Annotated in this window: 16 protein-coding genes; 11 read left to right on the top strand and 5 right to left on the bottom strand. The window is 68.7% G+C overall.

The features are described 5' to 3' along the window. Nucleotides 1-32: 32 nt before the first annotated feature. Together AC07NF_RS03500 and AC07NF_RS03495 are read left to right on the top strand one after the other, a co-directional pair. Complete coding sequence (locus AC07NF_RS03500) at nt 33-524, top strand: pentapeptide repeat-containing protein (RefSeq protein WP_492810844.1); 492 nt, start codon at nt 33-35, stop codon at nt 522-524. 99 nt (nt 525-623) lie between these two features. Further along, nucleotides 624-1,493 carry a pentapeptide repeat-containing protein gene (locus AC07NF_RS03495; protein WP_494630893.1) on the top strand — a complete coding sequence of 290 codons (870 nt, stop codon included), beginning with the start codon at nt 624-626 and terminating at the stop codon, nt 1,491-1,493. A gap of 67 nt (nt 1,494-1,560) precedes the next feature. Here AC07NF_RS03495 and aspS read toward each other — a convergent pair whose 3' ends face one another. Both aspS and tpiA read right to left on the bottom strand, forming a co-directional pair. Then, on the bottom strand, nt 1,561-3,399 hold the full coding sequence (aspS, locus tag AC07NF_RS03490) for an aspartate--tRNA ligase (RefSeq protein ID WP_494630895.1): 1,839 nt from the start codon (nt 3,397-3,399) through the stop codon (nt 1,561-1,563). A gap of 89 nt (nt 3,400-3,488) precedes the next feature. Beyond that, nucleotides 3,489-4,250 carry a triose-phosphate isomerase gene (tpiA, locus tag AC07NF_RS03485; RefSeq protein ID WP_492810849.1) on the bottom strand — a complete coding sequence of 254 codons (762 nt, stop codon included), beginning with the start codon at nt 4,248-4,250 and terminating at the stop codon, nt 3,489-3,491. Between the two features lie 139 nt (nt 4,251-4,389). On the opposite strand from tpiA, the gene AC07NF_RS03480 reads away from it, so the two are divergent. Together AC07NF_RS03480 and trpE are read left to right on the top strand one after the other, a co-directional pair. Then, nucleotides 4,390-6,351 carry a peptidyl-prolyl cis-trans isomerase gene (locus AC07NF_RS03480; protein ID WP_494630903.1) on the top strand — a complete coding sequence of 654 codons (1,962 nt, stop codon included), beginning with the start codon at nt 4,390-4,392 and terminating at the stop codon, nt 6,349-6,351. Next, nucleotides 6,351-7,886: an anthranilate synthase component I gene (gene trpE, locus AC07NF_RS03475; RefSeq protein WP_494630908.1), complete on the top strand. Its 1,536-nt coding sequence runs from the start codon at nt 6,351-6,353 to the stop codon at nt 7,884-7,886. The genes AC07NF_RS03480 and trpE overlap by 1 nt, the downstream gene beginning before the upstream one ends. Nucleotides 7,887-7,925: 39 nt before the next feature. Here the strand turns inward: trpE and AC07NF_RS03470 are convergent, their stop codons facing one another. Continuing rightward, nucleotides 7,926-8,132, bottom strand: coding sequence for a hypothetical protein (locus tag AC07NF_RS03470; protein WP_494631703.1), 207 nt, complete (start codon nt 8,130-8,132; stop codon nt 7,926-7,928). A gap of 115 nt (nt 8,133-8,247) precedes the next feature. On the opposite strand from AC07NF_RS03470, the gene AC07NF_RS03465 reads away from it, so the two are divergent. The 7 genes from AC07NF_RS03465 to lexA all read left to right on the top strand — a co-directional run bounded on the left by AC07NF_RS03465 (nt 8,248) and on the right by lexA (nt 13,880). Then, complete coding sequence (locus AC07NF_RS03465; protein ID WP_454760095.1) at nt 8,248-8,844, top strand: anthranilate synthase component II; 597 nt, start codon at nt 8,248-8,250, stop codon at nt 8,842-8,844. 2 nt (nt 8,845-8,846) lie between these two features. Continuing rightward, a complete protein-coding gene (gene trpD, locus AC07NF_RS03460) occupies nt 8,847-9,872 on the top strand; it encodes an anthranilate phosphoribosyltransferase (RefSeq protein WP_494630912.1) in 1,026 nt (341 codons plus the stop codon). Beyond that, a complete protein-coding gene (trpC, locus tag AC07NF_RS03455; RefSeq protein WP_492925866.1) occupies nt 9,869-10,657 on the top strand; it encodes an indole-3-glycerol phosphate synthase TrpC in 789 nt (262 codons plus the stop codon). The genes trpD and trpC overlap by 4 nt, the downstream gene beginning before the upstream one ends. An 86-nt stretch (nt 10,658-10,743) precedes the next feature. Further along, on the top strand, nt 10,744-11,310 hold the full coding sequence (locus AC07NF_RS03450) for a lysophospholipid acyltransferase family protein (RefSeq protein WP_494630917.1): 567 nt from the start codon (nt 10,744-10,746) through the stop codon (nt 11,308-11,310). Between the two features lie 63 nt (nt 11,311-11,373). After that, nucleotides 11,374-12,165, top strand: a complete 792-nt coding sequence (gene lepB, locus AC07NF_RS03445; protein WP_494630920.1) for a signal peptidase I — start codon at nt 11,374-11,376, stop codon at nt 12,163-12,165. A gap of 50 nt (nt 12,166-12,215) precedes the next feature. Next, complete coding sequence (locus AC07NF_RS03440; RefSeq protein ID WP_494630924.1) at nt 12,216-13,001, top strand: class I SAM-dependent methyltransferase; 786 nt, start codon at nt 12,216-12,218, stop codon at nt 12,999-13,001. A gap of 171 nt (nt 13,002-13,172) precedes the next feature. Continuing rightward, nucleotides 13,173-13,880 (top strand): transcriptional repressor LexA, encoded by a 708-nt coding sequence (gene lexA, locus AC07NF_RS03435; RefSeq protein ID WP_454716296.1) that lies wholly within the window; start codon nt 13,173-13,175, stop codon nt 13,878-13,880. Between the two features lie 164 nt (nt 13,881-14,044). Here lexA and AC07NF_RS03430 read toward each other — a convergent pair whose 3' ends face one another. Together AC07NF_RS03430 and AC07NF_RS03425 are read right to left on the bottom strand one after the other, a co-directional pair. Next, nucleotides 14,045-14,800, bottom strand: a complete 756-nt coding sequence (locus AC07NF_RS03430) for an isocitrate lyase/PEP mutase family protein (protein ID WP_494630930.1) — start codon at nt 14,798-14,800, stop codon at nt 14,045-14,047. 30 nt (nt 14,801-14,830) lie between these two features. Beyond that, nucleotides 14,831-16,966, bottom strand: a complete 2,136-nt coding sequence (locus tag AC07NF_RS03425) for a ComEC/Rec2 family competence protein (protein WP_494630932.1) — start codon at nt 16,964-16,966, stop codon at nt 14,831-14,833. Nucleotides 16,967-17,107 lie beyond the last annotated feature (141 nt).

The following is a 17,107-nucleotide window of genomic DNA, read 5'->3' as shown; positions in this document are numbered from 1 at the left end:
ATACGATCCTTTCGCGTAGGACCTGCGCCAGAATGAAACCGTTTGCCCTTATCGCCGTGCTCGCGGCGCTGACCGCCGCGACGACCGCCAGCGCCCAGAACGCCGGCCAGATCTCGGCCGTGCGCAACGGCGCCAACTGCCCGCGCTGCAACCTGTTCCAGGCCGACCTGTCGAACCTGGAGCTGAAGAACAAGAACCTGGCCGGCGCCCGTCTGCGCCAAGCCGACTTCTCGACGGCGGTCATGAACCGCACCAGCTTCGCCGGCGGCGACCTGCGCGACGTCAACGCCTATGGCGCGGTGCTGACCGGCGCCAGCTTCGCCCGCGCCGACCTGACCAACGCCAGCTTCGTCGGCGCCTATCTGCAAGGCGCGAACTTCTCGGGCGCGCGACTGTCGGGCGTCAATTTCTCGGGCGCCGAGATGAACCGCGCCGTGGGTCTCAGCCAAGGCCAGTTGAACGGCGCCTGCGGCGACGACTCCACGTTGCTGCCGCGTGGTCTTTCCATTCCGCGCTGCCGTTAAATCCCCGTCATTACCGCAATTTAAGTGGTGTCTGGCCCTCCGACGGTTCAAACCGTAACTCACACAGTCGCGTATCGTTGGACTGGCACGGAGAAGTCGATGTCCCGCTTGGGCGTTTCAATCGCCGCCTTGACGCTGAGCCTGCTGGCCCTGACCGGCCAGGCTCACGCCTCGATCGAAGACAAGGACGTCGCCAAGCTGACCTCCTTCGGCGGTATGTGCGCCAACTGTGACCTCGCCGGCCGCAAGCTGATGAACGCCAAGTTCGCCGGCGCCAACTTCGCCAAGGCCGTCCTGATCGGCGCAGACCTGCGCGGCGCCATGTTCTATGGCTCGAACTTCGCCGCCGCCGACCTGACTCGCGCCGACCTGCGCGGCGCTGAGATGCGGGGCGCCAACTTCGTGGCCGCCAACTTCACCGACGCCAAGATGTCGGGCGTCGAAAGCAGCGGCGTGAACTTGCAATCGGCCACCATGGTCCGTGTCGACCTGTCGTCGTCCGAGCTGCACGGCTCGCAGCTGGTCGGCGCCAATCTGCAGCGCGCCCGCCTGTCGAACGCCGAGCTGACCGGCTCCAGCCTGCAGGGCGTCAACGCCCGCGACGCCGACTTCTCGAACGCCGACCTGACCCATGCCAACCTGACCGGCGGCAAGTTCGACGGCGCCAACTTCCGTAACGCCGACCTGACCGCCGCCAACCTGCGCGGCGCGGTCTTCACCGGCGTCGACTTCCGCAACGCCGACTTCAGCGCCGCCGTGCTGACCGGCGCGGATTTCTCAGGCGCCCGGGGCCTGGACCAGGATCAGCTGGACGAGGCCTGCGCCGACGGCATGCGCCTGCCCTCGGGCTTCACCATCCGCCCCTGCAACGGCGTGCGGAACGCGCGCTTCATGCTGCTGCGCGAGATGCCCAAGGCGCCGCCCCCGCCTCCGGCCCCGCCGAAGCCGCCCAAACCTCCGAAGTACTGACCAAGAAAAAAGCCCTCCGATCTCAGACCGGAGGGCTTCTTTGTTTCTGGGCTCTGCCGCCCGCGCCTTAGACCTTGATGGGGGGCGCGGTGCGGATGTGCAGCTCCTTGAGCTGCTTGTCGAGCACGTTGGCCGGCGCGTTCATCAGCAGGTCCTGGCCCTGCTGGTTCAGCGGGAAGGCGATGACTTCACGGATGGCGACCTGGTCGGCCAGCAGCATGACGATGCGGTCGATGCCGGGGGCCAGACCGCCGTGCGGCGGGGCGCCGTAACGGAAGGCGTTCAGCATGCCGCCGAACTGCTCCTCGACCACTTCCGGGCCGTAGCCGGCGGTGGCGAAGGCCTTGAGCATGATCTCGGGCTTGTGGTTCCGGATCGCGCCCGAGCACAGCTCGTAGCCGTTGCAGACGATGTCGTACTGGTAGGCGCGAATGGTCAGCGGGTCCTGGGTCTCCAGGGCCTCCAGACCGCCTTGCGGCATCGAGAACGGGTTGTGGCTGAAGTCGACCTTCTTCTCGTCCTCGTTCCACTCGAACATCGGGAAGTCGACGATCCAGCAGAACTTAAACTGGTTTTCGTCGACCAGCTTCAGTTCCGTGCCCACGCGCGTGCGGGCCAGGCCGGCGAACTTGGCGAACACGGACGGGTCACCGGCCACGAAGAAGGCGGCGTCGCCGGCGCCCAGGCCCAGCGATTCCATCAGGGCTTGCGTCGGTTCACCCAGGTTCTTGGCGATCGGGCCGCCCCAGCCGCCTTGGTCCTCCGACCAGAACACGTAGCCCAGGCCCGGCTGGCCTTCGCCCTGCGCCCAGCTGTTCATGCGGTCGCAGAAGGCGCGCGAGCCGCCGGTCGGGGCCGGGATCGCCCAGATCTGGTTCTTGGCGTCGGCGCCCAGGATCTTGGCGAACAGGCCAAAGCCGCCGTCACGGAAGTGCTCCGAGACGTTCTGCATCTTGATCGGGTTGCGCAGGTCCGGCTTGTCGCTGCCGTACCAGGCCATCGACTGCATGTAGGTCAGGCGCTCGAAGCCCTGGTGCTCGAACGAGTCGCCCAGGTCGTTGGTGAAGGTGTGCGTGCCCGAGATCGGCGAGACTGGCTTGCCGCTCGAGAACTCTTCGAAGACGCCGTGCATCACCGGCTCGATGGCCGCGAACACGTCCTCTTGCGTGACGAAGCTCATCTCGACGTCCAGCTGGTAGAATTCCAGCGAACGGTCGGCGCGCAGGTCTTCGTCGCGGAAGCACGGGGCGATCTGGAAGTAGCGGTCGAAGCCCGAGACCATCAGCAGCTGCTTGAACTGCTGGGGCGCCTGCGGCAGGGCGTAGAACTTCTCGGGGTGCAGACGCGACGGCACCAGGAAGTCGCGCGCGCCTTCCGGGGAGCTGGCCGTCAGGATCGGCGTCTGGAACTCGTTGAAGCCCTGGGCGAACATGCGGTTGCGGATCGACTGGATCACGCGCGAGCGCAGGACGATGTTCTTGTGCAGGGTCTCGCGACGCAGGTCGAGATAGCGGTGCTTGAGGCGGATCTCTTCCGGATAGTCCGGCTCGCCGAAGACCGGCAGCGGCAGCTCGGCGGCTTCCGACAGCACCTCGACGGCCGAGACGCGGATCTCGATCTCGCCGGTCGGCAGGTTGGCGTTCACCACGCTGGCGTCACGGGCGATGACCTCGCCGTCGACGCGGATCACGCTCTCGGCGCGCAGGCGCTCGACGATCGCGAAGCCCGGGGTTTCCGGGTGCAGGACCAGCTGCGTCAGGCCGTGGTGGTCGCGCAGGTCGATGAAGACCAGACCGCCGTGGTCGCGCTTGCGATGGATCCAGCCCGACAGGCGCACCGAGGAACCGGTGTCGGAAGCGCGCAGGGCGCCGCAGTTGTGGGTGCGATAGGCGTGCATGGAGGTCATGAAAGTCTTGAATACGCGGTGATTTGCAAGGCGCGGTAAGGCGCACGTGGGCGCCCCGATGTCAAGGATTCTGGCCCACTTCCGACGGTTCAGGCCGCTTCGATGATGGCCAGGAAATCCTTGGCCTTCAACGAGGCGCCGCCGACCAGGGCCCCGCCGACATTCGGCGCGGCCAGGATCTCGCGGGCGTTCTCGGGCTTCACCGAGCCGCCGTACAGGATCTGGATCGTCTCGCCCTGCTCGCCGAACAGGCTGATCAGCTCGGCGCGGATGGCCGCGTGCATCTCGACGATGTTGTCCACCGAGGCCACGTGGCCGGTGCCGATGGCCCACAGCGGCTCGTAGGCGACGTTGAACGCCTGGCCCTTGAGGCTGAGCGGGAGCGAATTGTGCAGCTGGTTGATCACGAAGCTGACCGCCTCGCCCGCCTCGCGCTGGGCCAGGCTCTCGCCGACGCAGACGATCGGCTCCAGCCCCGCGGCGATGGCCGCTTCGGCTTTCCCGGCCACCAGCTGGCAGGTCTCGCCATGATCGGTGCGGCGTTCGGAATGGCCAACGATGACCAGGGTCCCGCCGGCGTCGGCGATCATTTCGGCCGAGGTGTCGCCCGTGTGGGCGCCGCTGGCCTTGCCGTGGCAGTCCTGACCTCCGGTCAGGACGAACGAGCCCTCCACCACCTGGGCCAGGCGATGCAGCAGGGTGGCGGGTGGGAAGATGGCGACGCGGGCGCCGGCCGGACGGCCGTCCAGGCCCGCCGCGACGGCGCGGGCCTCGTCGAGAGCGGCCGACAAGCCGTTCATCTTCCAGTTTCCGGCGATCAGCGGCCGGGGAGTCGTGCTCGAAAGGGTCATGGACGCCTTCTTGGCGTCACCCTCGCTTGGGAAGTCAAGCCCAGGCCGCTTGCCCGGTCCCCTGCGGCTCTACTATACCCGCTGCTCTCGACCTCCTTGCCCATTCGCTTGGCGGTCCGCCTAGAAGGTTTTCGATCGCATGCTCGCCGGTTTCCGCTCCTTCGCCAAATCGCCGTTCGCGGTGCTGCTGTTTGGCCTGCTGATCGTCAGCTTCGCCATCTTCGGCATCAGCGACGTGTTCAAGGGCCCGCAAGGCTCGGGCGTCATCAGCGCCGGCTCGCGCACGATGTCCGCCCAGGACTTCAAGGCGCGCTTCGACAACTATCGCAAGGCGATGGAACAGCGCGGCGGTGAAGCCATCACCCCGGACATCGCCGTCGAGCGCGGCATCGACCGCCAGATCGTCCAGGAGCTGACGCTGCAGGAATCGATCGCCGCCGCGATCCAGAAGATGGGCGTCAAACCGTCGGACAAGCTGGTCGGCGACATCGTCCACCAGCAGATGAGCGCCCTGCCGCCCGGCCAGCGCCCGTTCAGCCCGATCACCGGCAAGTTCGACCAGCAGGCCTATGCCGCGCTGCTGGCCCAGAACGGCCTGACGCCGCCGGTCTACGAGGCCTCGCTGCGCGACGAGATCGCCAACGCCCACTTCTTCTCGGCCGTGGCCGACGGCCTGAAGGCCCCGCGCATCTATGCCGCCCTGCAAGGCGCCTATCTGCTGGAAGCCCGCGACGTCGCCGCCTTCGCCGTGAACCCGGCCTCGGTGGAACGCCCCGCTCCGCCGACCGACGCCCAGCTGACCGCCTTCATGAAGGAGAACGCCGAGCGCCTGACGCGTCCGGAGACCCGCGTGCTGTCGATCATGCGCGTCAGCGCCAAAGCCCTGGAGCCGACCGTCACCATCGATCAGGCCGCCGTGCAGAAAGCCTTCGACTTCCGCAAGGACAGCCTGGCCAAGCCGGAAACCCGCTCGCTGATCCAGATCGCCGCTCCGGACGCCAAGGCGGCCGCCACGATCTCCGACCGCCTGAAGAAGGGCGAGGACCCCGTCGCCGTCGCCAAGGCCTACGGCAAGACCCCGCTGGTCCTGGTCGACAAGCCCAAGACCGCCGTGCCCGACCGCAAGGTCGCCGACGCCGCCTTCACCCTGGCCGCCGGCCAGGTCAGCGCGCCGATCGCCGGCGAGCTGGGCGTCTCGGTGATCAAGGTCACCAAGGTCACCCCGGGCGTCGTGGCCACGCTGGAAAGCGTCCGCCCGCAGATCGAGGCCGAGGTTCGCGCCCAGGCCGCCCAGAGCAAGGCCTATGACCAGACCCAGGCCTATCAGGACGCCCACGACGCCGGCGCCGACCTGATCGCCGCCGCCACCAAGGCCGGCGCCATGGTCGCCACGACCGCGCCGCTGACGGCCCAGGGCGCCGACCCGGTCGGCCAACCGGCCCCCGGCCTGACCCCGGACATCATCAAGACCGCCTTCGGCCTGTCGCAAGGCGGCGAGAGCGAACTGGTCGAGCTGGGCAAGGGCGAATACTACGCCGTGAAGGTCGAGAAGATTAATCCGGCCGCCATGCCGCCGCTGGCCGAGGTCAAGCCGCAGCTGACCGCCATCTGGCTGAACCAGGAGATGGGCAAGCGCCTGAAGGTCAAGGCCGACGCCCTGGCCGCCCGCGTCAAGAAGGGAGAGAGCCTGGAAGCCGTCGCCGCCTCGGCCCAGTCGAACGTCCAGAAGGTCGCCGGCCTGTCGCGTCAGAACGCCCGCCAGCACATGGGCCTGGGCCAGGAATTCCTGGGCGCGGCCTTCTCGGCCAAGTCGGGCGAGACCTTCGTGGCCCGCGCCGGTCAGCAGGGCGAGGCCTATGTCGTCGCCAAGCTGGAAGGCGTGAAGGCCGCGCCGTCGGCCCAAGTGGCTCAGATCGCAGCCCTCACCCAGCAGCAGACGGCCGGCGGCCTGATGCGCGACCTGGGCGAGGCTTCGCGCAACGCCGCCAAGGTCCAACTGAAGACCAAGAGCAACCTGACCCTGGCGCGCCAGGCCATCGGCGTCGACACCGACGCCCTGGCCAAGGCCGACGCCGCCAAGGCCGGAAAGAAAGCCGAGTAATGAGTCTGGAACCCGCGTTCGACGCCTTTTCGGAAGCCTATGATTCCGGACGGCAGCAGGTCGTCTGGACCCGTCTGATCGATGATCTCGAGACCCCGGTCTCGGCCTATCTGAAGATCGCCCAGACGCGTCCCTACAGCTTCCTGTTCGAGAGCGTCGAAGGCGGGACCTGGCGCGGTCGCTACTCGATCGTCACGATGAACCCGGACCTGGTGTGGCGCTGCCGCGGCGACCAGGCCGAGATCGCGGAAGGCGACGACATCGCCGCCGGTCGCTACACGCCCCAGCCGGGCGGCGCGCTGGACAGCCTGCGTGACCTGGTGGCGCGCTCGCGCATGGACCTGCCCAAGGGCCTGCCGCCCATGGCCGCCGGCGTGTTCGGCGCCCTGGGCTATGACCTGGTGCGCCTGGTCGAGCGCCTGCCCGACATCAACGAGGACACGCTGGGCCTGCCGGACGGGATCATGACCCGCCCGCAGATCGTGGCGATCTTCGACGCCATCGCCCAGGAGATCATCCTGACGACGGCTGTGCGGCCCCAGGCCGGCGTCTCGGCGCAAGACGCTTACGCCGCCGCCCGCTCGCGGATCGAGATCGTCATGGCCGACCTGCATCGCCCGCTGGGCCATGACGCGCCGCGTCCGGCCCGCGATCCGATGGAGTTCACGACCCCGGTCAGCCGCGCCGACTACGCCGACGTGGTCGCCAAGGCCAAGGACTACATCGCCGCCGGCGACATCTTCCAGGTCGTGGCCAGCCACCGCTTCCGCGCGCCCTTCGACCTGCCGCCGTTCGCCCTGTACCGCTCGTTGCGCCGGACCAATCCGTCGCCGTTCCTGTTCTTCCTGAACCTGGACGGCTTCAACCTGGTCGGCTCCAGCCCGGAGATCCTGGTCCGCCTGCGCGACAACAAGATCACCATCCGGCCGATCGCCGGCACCCGTCCGCGCGGCGCCACGCCCGAGCAGGACGCGGCGCTAGAAGCCGAGCTGCTGGCCGATCCCAAGGAACGCGCCGAGCACCTGATGCTGCTGGATCTGGGCCGCAACGACGTCGGCCGCGTGGCCATGCTCAACCACCAGGGCCGCAATGCCCCGGCTGAGCGCCCCAAGGGCCCGAACGTCCGCGTGACCGAGAGCTTCAAGATTGAGCGCTACAGCCACGTCATGCACATCGTCTCGAACGTCGAGGGCACGGCGCCCGACGGCGTCGATCCGGTCGACGTGCTGATGGCCGCCCTGCCCGCCGGCACGCTCTCGGGCGCGCCCAAGGTGCGGGCCATGGAGATCATCGACGAGCTGGAAGTCGAAAAGCGCGGCATCGGCTATGCCGGCGCGGTCGGCTATTTCGGCGCCGACGGCTCGGTCGACACCTGCATCGTGCTGCGCACGGCGCTGGTCAAGGACGGCATGATGTACGTCCAGGCCGGCGGCGGCATCGTCGCCGACAGCGATCCGGACGCCGAATACGACGAGACCCTGCACAAGTCCCGCGCCCTCAAGCGCGCGGCCGAGGAAGCCTGGCGATTCAGCTGAGCCTTAGGGCTATCTTCCCGCCCCTGACCTTTTTGGGGACTAGTCGCCTAGGCGATCGCCCGGGAGGTGCTGAGTGACCGCAGGCGGCGCCAGCACCATCACCGTGGCGAAGCTCAGCGCACAGATCGCGGCGAAGGCCGCGGCGGCCAACACCGGCGCCATCTTCTGGATGCGCGTCTTCGGCCGCAGCAGAGCGCGGACATAGGCGACGGCGACAGGGTCCAGGGCGGAATCACGCGGGTCCATGCCCATATGATGCTTGAGACCGCGTCCGCTGTAACCGTAACTGAAAGCCGCGCGCGAAAATGCCGCTACACAAAGGGCTCGCGCAGGCTAGAACCGACCTCCGAAAGGCGGCGTCATGATCCTCGTCATCGATAACTACGACAGCTTCACCTACAACCTCGTCCACTATCTGAACGAGCTGGGGGCCGAGACGGTCGTCTACCGCAACGACGCGCTCACCGTGCAGGAGGCCCTGGGCCTGGCGCCGGCCGCCGTCCTGCTGTCGCCCGGCCCCAAGGCCCCGGACCAGGCCGGCATCTGCCTGCCGCTGCTGCAGGCCGCGCCCGAGGGCCTGCCGATCCTGGGCGTCTGCCTGGGCCACCAGGCCATTGGACAGGCCTATGGCGGCGAGGTGATCCGCGCCAAGGCCGTGATGCACGGCAAGGTCAGCAAGGTCCGCCACGACGACAAGGGCATCTTCAAGGGCCTGCCCAACCCGTTCACCGCCACGCGCTACCACTCGCTGGCCGTCCGCCGCGAAGACTTGCCGCCCGAGCTGGAGGTCACCGCCTGGACCGACGACGGCGAGATCATGGGCGTGCAGCACAAGACCCGTCCGGTGTTCGGCGTCCAGTTCCACCCGGAATCGATCGCCACCGAGGGCGGCCACCAGATGCTGGCCAACTTCATGGACCTGGCGAACGTCAAGCGCGACGCGCAGATCTGGGTCTAGCCATGTCCGACGCTTTCAAGCCGCTGCTGGCCAAGCTGGCCGACGGCCAGACCCTGGGCGACGATGACGCCGAGGTGTTCTTCGCCGCCTGCCTGCGCGGCGAGCCCACCCCGGCCCAAGTGGCCGCCGCCGTCACCGCCATGCGCCTGCGTGGCGAGACGGTGGGCGAGATCGCCGCCTGCGCCCGCGCCATGCGCCGCGCCGCCGTGCAGCTGGAGCATCCGTACGACGTCATCGACGTCTGCGGCACCGGCGGTGATGGCCTGCACACGCTGAACATCTCGACCGCCGTGGGCTTCGTTGCCGCTGGCGGGGGTCTGAAAGTCGCCAAGCACGGCAACCGCGCCATCACGTCCAAGTCCGGCACCGCCGACGTCCTGACCGCTCTCGGCGTCAATATCGACGCCACGCGCGAGCAGCAGCGCCGGGCCCTGGACGATGCCGGCATCTGTTTCCTGTTCGCCCAGGCCCATCACGGGGCGATGAAGCACGTCTCGCCGATCCGCCAGCAGCTGGGTTTCCGCACCATCTTCAACCTGCTGGGCCCGCTGACCAATCCGGCTGGCGCCAAGCGGCAGGTGGTCGGGGTTTCGGCGCCGCGCTTCGTCGAGCCGATCGCCAAGGCCCTGGGGGCTCTTGGAGCAGAGCGCGCCTGGTCGGTGCACGGTTCGGGCATGGACGAACTGACCACCACGGGCGAGACCGAGGTCGCCGAATGGCGCGACGGCCGCATCCACCTGTTCACGATCACGCCGGAAGCCGTCGGCCTGCCGCGCGCTTCGCTGGCCGACATCACCGGCGGTGATCCCGACTTCAACGCCGCCGCGCTCACCCGCCTGTTCGACGGCGAGACGGGCGCCTATCGCGACATCGTGCTGCTGAACGCCGCCGCCGCCTTCCTGGTGGCCGACAAGGTCGAGACCCTGGTCGAAGGCATCGAGCTGGCCGCCGACGTCATCGACGAAGGCCGCGCCAAGGCCGCCCTCGCCGGCCTGGTGGCCGCCACCAATTCGGAAGTACCCGCGTGACCGACATCCTCGCCAAGATCGCCGCCTACAAGCTTGAGGAGGTCGTCGACCGCAAGCGTCGCCGCACCCTGGGCGCGCTCGAGAACGCCGCCCGCAACGCCTCGTCGCCGCGCGGCTTCAAGCAGGCGCTGATCGCCGGCCACGCGCCCGGCAAGCTGTCGCTGATCGCCGAGATCAAGAAGGCCTCGCCGTCCAAGGGCCTGATCCGCGCCGACTTCGATCCGCCGGCCCTAGCCCGCAACTACGAAGCCGGCGGCGCGTCCTGTCTCTCCGTGCTCACGGACGGCCCCAGCTTCCAGGGCGCCGACGCCTATCTGATCGACGCCCGCGCGGCCGTCAGCCTACCCTGCATCCGCAAGGACTTCCTCGTCGATCCCTGGCAGGTGGCCGAGAGCCGCGCCCTGGGCGCCGACGCCATCCTGGTCATCCTGGCCATGATCGACGACGTCCTGGCCGCCGAGCTGATGAGTGAAGCGAAGCGCCTGGGCATGGACGCCCTGGTCGAGGTCCACGACGAGGCCGAGATGGAACGCGCCGGCGCCCTGGGCTCTGACCTGGTCGGGATCAACAACCGCGACCTGAAGAGCTTCGTCGTCGACCTGGCCGTCACCGAGCGCCTCCAGGCCCTGGCCCCGAAGGACGCCCTGCTGGTCACCGAGAGCGGCATCTTCACCCACGACGACGTCGTGCGGATGGAGGCTACCGGCGCCAAGGCCATGCTCGTGGGCGAAAGCCTGATGCGCCAGGCCGACGTCACGGCCGCCACCAAGGCGCTGCTCGGCTAACGGATCGGGTACGCGCCGTCTGGCGTTTTCTGCCTCGCCCGCTCACAGTCGCCTCAACAAGAACACTGCCGCGCGAGGAAACGCGAATGCATTGGCTCGCCCGCGTGGTGAATTGGTCTCTCGTCGCCTTCTTCAAGCGCGAAGGCTGGACGATCGAGGGCTCGGCCCCGACGACGACCCGCAAGTTCGTGATCATCGCCGCGCCCCACACCAGCAACTGGGACTTCGTCTACTTCCTGGGCGCGGCCGACGCGCTGAACCTGAAGCTCAGCTTCATGGGCAAGGCCTCGCTGTTCCGCTGGCCGTTCGAGCGGCTGATGAAGGACCTGGGCGGCGTGCCGATCGACCGCTCGCAGTCGCGCGACACGGTCCAGGCCATGGCCGACGAGTTCGCCCGCCGCGACGAGTTCATGCTGACGATCGCGCCCGAGGGCACGCGCGGCAAGGCCAGCGGCTGGAAGACCGGCTTCTACAACATCGCCCTGAAGGCCGGCGTGCCGATGGTCCCCGGCTTCATGGACTACAAGCGCAAGGTGGTGGGCCTGGGTCCGGCCATGATGCCCAGCGGCGACTACGAGAAGGATCTGGCGGCGCTGGCGGCGTTCTATGCGCCGGTCACGCCCAGGCATCCGGAACTGAAGACCATCCTGTAAAGCGCCACGATTTAGCCAAGCTCCCCGCCCTAACCTTAGCTTGAGCCAAGCAAGGGAACGGCGATGCGCAAGTGGACTGAAGGCCTGATCGAAGCCGCCAAGACGGCCGCCATCGTGTTGGTGGTGTTCCTGATCCCGCGCACGGTCTTCTGCCAGCCGTTCACGATCCCCTCGGAGTCTATGCAGCCGACGCTGATGGTCGGTGACTACATTCTGGTCTCCAAATATCCGTACGGGGTCAGCCGCCACTCGATCCCGCTGAGCCCGCCCGTGGGCCACGGCCGCCTGCTGGGCCAAGCGCCCGAGCGCGGCGACATCGTGGTGTTCAAGAAGCCCAGCGACGGCCGCACCGACGTCATCAAGCGCGTCATCGGCCTGCCCGGTGACCGCATCCAGATGAGCGGCGGCGTGGTGCACATCAACGGCGCGCCGGTGACCCAGACCTTGACCGGAATCGATGCCAACGGCTCGCCCGGCGCCTGGCCGATCCCGGTGCGCCATCTGCGCGAGACCCTGCCCAATGGCCGCACCTACGCCACCAACAGCTTTGGCGCCGAGACCCAGGCCGCCAATACCGGCGTCTACACCGTGCCGGCCGGCTGCTACTTTGTTATGGGCGACAATCGCGACAACTCGCTGGACAGCCGCTTCAACCCCGGCTCGACGCCCAAGGGTTATGCCTCCTGCGCCTGGGACGTGGCCCGCGACGCCGATCTGCCGCCGGAGCTGGGCATGGGCTTCATCCCCGCCGAAAACCTGGTCGGCCGCGCCGAGCGGATCCTGTTCTCGTGGACCGGCCACGGCCTGCGCCTGGACCGCACCTTCAAGGCGCTGCCCGCCCCCAAGGTTGGCTGAGCCCGCAACCGTCGCTAGGGTCCGCGCCAGTTCGAGTTTGAGGGAATCGGATGCGGGCCTTTCTGTCCAAGCTGCGTCGCGCTCTGTCGCCCGCACTACCCGTGGCCGAGGCCGTGGCTGCCCCGCAAGAGCTCTGGCATCTGGTCGGCGCCGCTGACGCCGACTACGTGCGTGTCGGCCAACAGTTCAAGCAGCTGTTCATCGACGCGGGCCTGCAGCCGCACCACGCCATCCTCGACGTCGGCTGCGGCATCGGCCGCGCGGCGGCGCCGCTGGTCGACTATCTGGACGAGACCGGCCGCTACGCCGGCTTCGACGTCATGGCCCAGGCCATCGACTGGTGCCGGGCCAATATCGCCATCGGCGACCCGCGCTTCCAATTCACCCACGCCGACATGCACAGCGACCGGTACAACCCGGAAGGTTCGCAACCGGCCAGCCGCTTCGTCTTCCCCTATCCCGACGCCAGTTTCGACTTCGTCTGGCTGGGTTCGGTGTTCACCCACCTGTTGGCCGCCGACCAGACCCAGTTCGCCCGCGAGATCGCCAGGGTGCTGAAGCCCGCCGGGACCAGCGTCATCTCCTGGTACCTGATCGACGACGAGGCCCGCGCCAACACCGGCGACGGCCAGATCGCCTTCGACTTCGTCCACGCCCTGGACGGCTGCTGGACGGCCAATCCGGAAATGCCCGAGGACACGATCGCCTACGGCCTGGCCTCGATCCTGGCGCAGTACGAAGCTCTGGGCCTGGACGTGCTGAACGTCGCCCTCGGCGTCTGGCGTCGCCAGCCGATGCAGGACCAGGACATCATCGTGGCCCGCAAGCGCGCTTGAAAGCTTTCGTTAAGCTTTTGATTCTGGTCGACATTTACCCTGATAGCCAAGCTAATCGTTGATTTTCCTCGCCTTTCTACGACGAACAACGCTCGACTTGACTTTAACGCGGAACGCCTAGAGAACATTCGAAAGGTTTGCGGTTTGTTCCGCGCTCCAATCGAGGTCGTCATGCTCACCCGCAAGCAGCACGAACTGCTGATGTTCATCCACGAACGGATCAAGGAGACCGGCGTCTCCCCGTCCTTCGACGAGATGAAGGAGGCCCTGGATTTGGCCTCCAAGTCGGGCATCCACCGGCTGATCACGGCCCTGGAAGAGCGCGGCTTCATCCGTCGCCTGGCCCACCGGGCTCGGGCGCTGGAGGTGGTGAAGCTGCCGCAGCAGGCCACGACGGCCGCCCCGCCCAAGGGCCGCGGCGCGTTCCGTCCGCAGGTGTTCGAGGGCGGCGGTTCGCCCCCGCCCGCCCCGGCCGCGTCTTCCGCTCCGGCCAATGACAGCCGCGACCTGCCGATCCTGGGCAAGATCGCCGCCGGCACCCCGATCGACGCCATCCAGCACGAGCGCGAGCGCCTGCCGGTGCCCGAGGCCATGCTGGGCAATGGCGAGCACTATGTCCTCGAGGTGCAGGGCGACTCGATGATCGAGGCCGGCATCCTCGACGGCGACTACGTCATCATCAAGAAGGGCGACACCGCCACCTCGGGCGAGATCGTCGTCGCCCTGGTCGGCGAAGAAGCCACCTTGAAGCGCCTGCGCAAGAAGGGCGGCTCGATCGCCCTGGAAGCCGCCAACCCCAAGTACGAGACCCGCATCTTCGGTCCCGACCAGGTCGAGGTGCAGGGCAAGCTGGTGGGCCTGATCCGCCGGTACCACTGAAAACATAGTGTCATCCCGGCCGCAGCGAAGCGGAGAGCCGGGACCCAGGGCAGCCGGCAGTGCGGTGGCCCTGGGTCCCGGACAGCCTCTACGAGGCTTCCGGGATGACACAGTAGATAGGCCCCGACCTCAGCCGAGGTTCGGGGCCTTTTCCTATCTAGGGCCTAGAGACGCCCCTCCTCCGCCAGACGCTTGGCGGCCTTGTCGAACCCGGCCCAGGCCGCCGCCGCCAGCGAAGCGCCCGTGCTGACCCGGCGTACGCCCAGCGCTCCCAGGCTCTCGACCGACATGTCCGAGCCCCAGAACAGGACGTTGACCGGCTTGGGCGCCACGGCCTGGACGATGGCGCGGATTTCGTCGGGATCGGTCACCGCCGGAGCGTACAGGCAGTCCGCGCCAGCCTCGGCATAGGCCTTCAGGCGCTCGATGGTCGGGGCCAGATCACGATTGCCGCGCAGATAGCCCTCCGTCCGGCCGACCAGGATCACGTCCTGACCCGAAGCGTCGATGGCGGCGCGCGCGGCCTTCAGGCGCTCGAGGGCCACCGGCAGGTCGTAGAGCGCCGAACCCGACCAGTCCTCGATCGACAGGCCCGCAACGCCAGCCTCGATGGCCAGGGTGACGCTCTCGCCCACGCCTTCGGCGGTGTCGGAGAAGCCGGCTTCGAAGTCGGCATTCACGGGCAGGTCGGTGGCGGCGCACAGGATCCGCAGGTGCTCGATGACCTCGTCGCGCGTGATCTGGCCGTCGTCCTTGCCCAAAGCCCAGGCCGCCCCGGCGCTGGTCGAGGCCAGGGCCTTGAAGCCCAGTTTCTGCAGTCGCTTGGCGCTGCCGACGTCCCAGGGATTGGGCAGGGCGAAGCAGCCCTCGGCGTGCAGGGCGCGGAAAGCGGCGCGGCGGGCGGCGAACGGGTTGGACATGCGGGATCCTCCAGAAGGTCGGCGCGAGGCTTAGCCGTCCCTCGTGACATCAGGTGTCAGCAGGCGAGACCAAGGCCGATCGCCGCGCAACGGCTGAGCCCAGACGATGCGCCAGCCGTCGGGGCGATGATAGAGCTCGGCGGCCCCGCCCCGCGCGAAATCCTCGGCCGTCAGCAGCACCGCATCGGCGCACAGCGGCGGGATGCGCTGCGGCGCAGGCCCCCGGATCACCACGATCTCGCTGGCCACGCACATCCCCGACAGCGTCTCGGCGTCGGGTGTCTTGCGGCTCCAGGCCAAGGACAGCCGCACCGGCGCGCCCGGGGCCGGCGCGCAGACCCGCTTATCGCAGGCATAGAGGCTCCAGGTCGCCGGCTCGAGGCCGCGCCGCCGCGCCCACAGCTCGGCCCCGAACCGCTTGGCGTCGGTGCGCAGCAGCACCGCCGCATCGCCCGAGCGGACAGCGGCCGTCGCCCCGTCGGCGGCGATCCAGGCGTCCGGCGGCGTGGGCCGGGGCCACAAGGCTACCGCCAGGGCCATGGGCGCGCCGATCCAGCGCAGGCGGCCCTTCCACAGGCATAGGATCATCAGGCCCAGGAAGGCGACCACCAGCACCTGAGGCGGCGCGCTGGCCACGATCCGTTGCGCCCCGTGGGCGTCGGCGAAGCCGTTGGCGATCCCGACCATAGCGTCAATGCCCCACCCGGCCACGGCCAGGAACGGCGCGCCCAGGCCGAACGGCTCGAGCAAGGTGCCGATGGCCAGGAACGGCATGATCACGAACGACGACAGCGGCGCGACCGCCAAGTTGGCCGGCAGGCCCCAGACGGCGACGCGGTTGAAATGCTGCATGGCAAACGGCGCGGTGGCCAGGCCCGCCACCAGGCTGGCCGCGACCGAAGCCGCCAACCAGACGATCCCCGCTTGCGGCCAGCGGATCCACCACGGCGTCGAGATCTCCTTCACCGGTCGCGGCCAGGCCTCGGCCAGGGCCACCAGGGCGGCGGTGGCGGCGAACGACATCTGGAAGCCCGGCTCGCCGGCTGTCTCGGGCTTCATCGCCAGGATCATCAGCGCCGCCACCGCCAGGCCGTGCAGGGTGATGGCCCGGCGGTCGAACAGGATGGCCAGGAACGCTACGCTGGCCGTGATCGCCGCCCGCTCGGCCGGCGGCGGCGCGCCGGAGATCACCAGATAGCCCAGCACGGCGACGAGCCCCGCGATGGCCGCGATCTTCTTGCCCGGCGCTCGCAGAGCCAGCCACGGCCAGGCGGCGACGCCCAGCCGCACCACGCCGAACATGAAGCCCCCGACGATGGCCATGTGCAGCCCAGAGATCGAGATGATGTGCGCCAGGCCCGAGGCGCGCATGGCGTCCGTCTGGTCCTGGGTGATCCAGGCCTCGTGACCGGTGACCATGGCCGCGCCGAGGCCGCCGCTGGTCGGTCCCATCCGCGCCAGGATCCGTTGGGCCAGGCTCCAGCGGAAGGCGTTGACCGCCATGGACAACCGCAGCCGCCAGGGCGGCGGATCGAGCCGCGCGGCGTCCCAGTCGCCGATGATGAAGCCCACGCCGCCGATCGAGTCGAACCAGGCGTCGCGGGCGAAGTCGTAGGATCCCGGCGCGGCCGGCGGCGGCGGCGGTCCCAACATGGCCCGCAAGCGGATCGGCTGGCCCGGCGCCGGGGTTTCGTTCTCGCCGATCGTCACCCGGATCCGGCGCGGCGTGCGGTCAGGCGGCAGACCCGACACCCAGGCCGGCGCAATCAGCAGGCGTGGCCCGCCCGCGCCGGGACTAACGACATCGACGACGAAGCCCTCTACCCGCCGCACAACCCGCTCCCCGGCCATGACCGGCGCGGCCACGCGGTCGCTGCGGACCTTGGCGGCGAGGCCTCCGGCCGCCCCGCAGGCCGCCAGACTGACCAGGGCGACCAGCAGCGCCGCTGCGTTTCTCTGGCGAAGCGCCCACCAGGCAGCGGCCAGAACGAACGTCACGCCGGCCAGCAACCACAGCGACGGCTCGCGCCCTGCTTCCAGATAGCCCGCCGCGCCGAGGCCGAAGGCCACCGGCGTCCACAAGAAGGCGCGCGCCGTGTTGACTCGCAGTTCGGCGGCCGTCAGCGCCGCGGCGTCTCGCCAAGAGACCCGCGTTGCCGCTGTCACCGGCGCGGTATCGGCAAGTTCCGCGCCTAACACCCGGAAACCACTGTATTTTTGACGGTTAAGCCAAGTTCGCCGCGATGCGGAATATGGCTGGTCCCGGAACGAAGCGGCATGCTAAGACGCCCCGCCCCAAGGCGCTCA

Source organism: Caulobacter sp. GW821-FHT10A06 (genome assembly GCF_059415805.1).
The sequence above is the reverse complement of the archived record's forward strand: the minus strand, read 5'-3'. Positions and strand labels throughout refer to the sequence as shown.

Coding starts and splice junctions, on each gene's coding strand:
- AC07NF_RS03500 (WP_492810844.1), top strand. CDS start 33: ATGAAACCGTTTGCCCTTATCGCCGTGCTCGCGGCGCTGACCGCCGCG.
- AC07NF_RS03495 (WP_494630893.1), top strand. CDS start 624: ATGTCCCGCTTGGGCGTTTCAATCGCCGCCTTGACGCTGAGCCTGCTG.
- aspS (WP_494630895.1), bottom strand. CDS start 3,399: ATGACCTCCATGCACGCCTATCGCACCCACAACTGCGGCGCCCTGCGC.
- tpiA (WP_492810849.1), bottom strand. CDS start 4,250: ATGACCCTTTCGAGCACGACTCCCCGGCCGCTGATCGCCGGAAACTGG.
- AC07NF_RS03480 (WP_494630903.1), top strand. CDS start 4,390: ATGCTCGCCGGTTTCCGCTCCTTCGCCAAATCGCCGTTCGCGGTGCTG.
- trpE (WP_494630908.1), top strand. CDS start 6,351: ATGAGTCTGGAACCCGCGTTCGACGCCTTTTCGGAAGCCTATGATTCC.
- AC07NF_RS03470 (WP_494631703.1), bottom strand. CDS start 8,132: ATGGACCCGCGTGATTCCGCCCTGGACCCTGTCGCCGTCGCCTATGTC.
- AC07NF_RS03465 (WP_454760095.1), top strand. CDS start 8,248: ATGATCCTCGTCATCGATAACTACGACAGCTTCACCTACAACCTCGTC.
- trpD (WP_494630912.1), top strand. CDS start 8,847: ATGTCCGACGCTTTCAAGCCGCTGCTGGCCAAGCTGGCCGACGGCCAG.
- AC07NF_RS03450 (WP_494630917.1), top strand. CDS start 10,744: ATGCATTGGCTCGCCCGCGTGGTGAATTGGTCTCTCGTCGCCTTCTTC.
- lepB (WP_494630920.1), top strand. CDS start 11,374: ATGCGCAAGTGGACTGAAGGCCTGATCGAAGCCGCCAAGACGGCCGCC.
- AC07NF_RS03440 (WP_494630924.1), top strand. CDS start 12,216: ATGCGGGCCTTTCTGTCCAAGCTGCGTCGCGCTCTGTCGCCCGCACTA.
- lexA (WP_454716296.1), top strand. CDS start 13,173: ATGCTCACCCGCAAGCAGCACGAACTGCTGATGTTCATCCACGAACGG.
- AC07NF_RS03430 (WP_494630930.1), bottom strand. CDS start 14,800: ATGTCCAACCCGTTCGCCGCCCGCCGCGCCGCTTTCCGCGCCCTGCAC.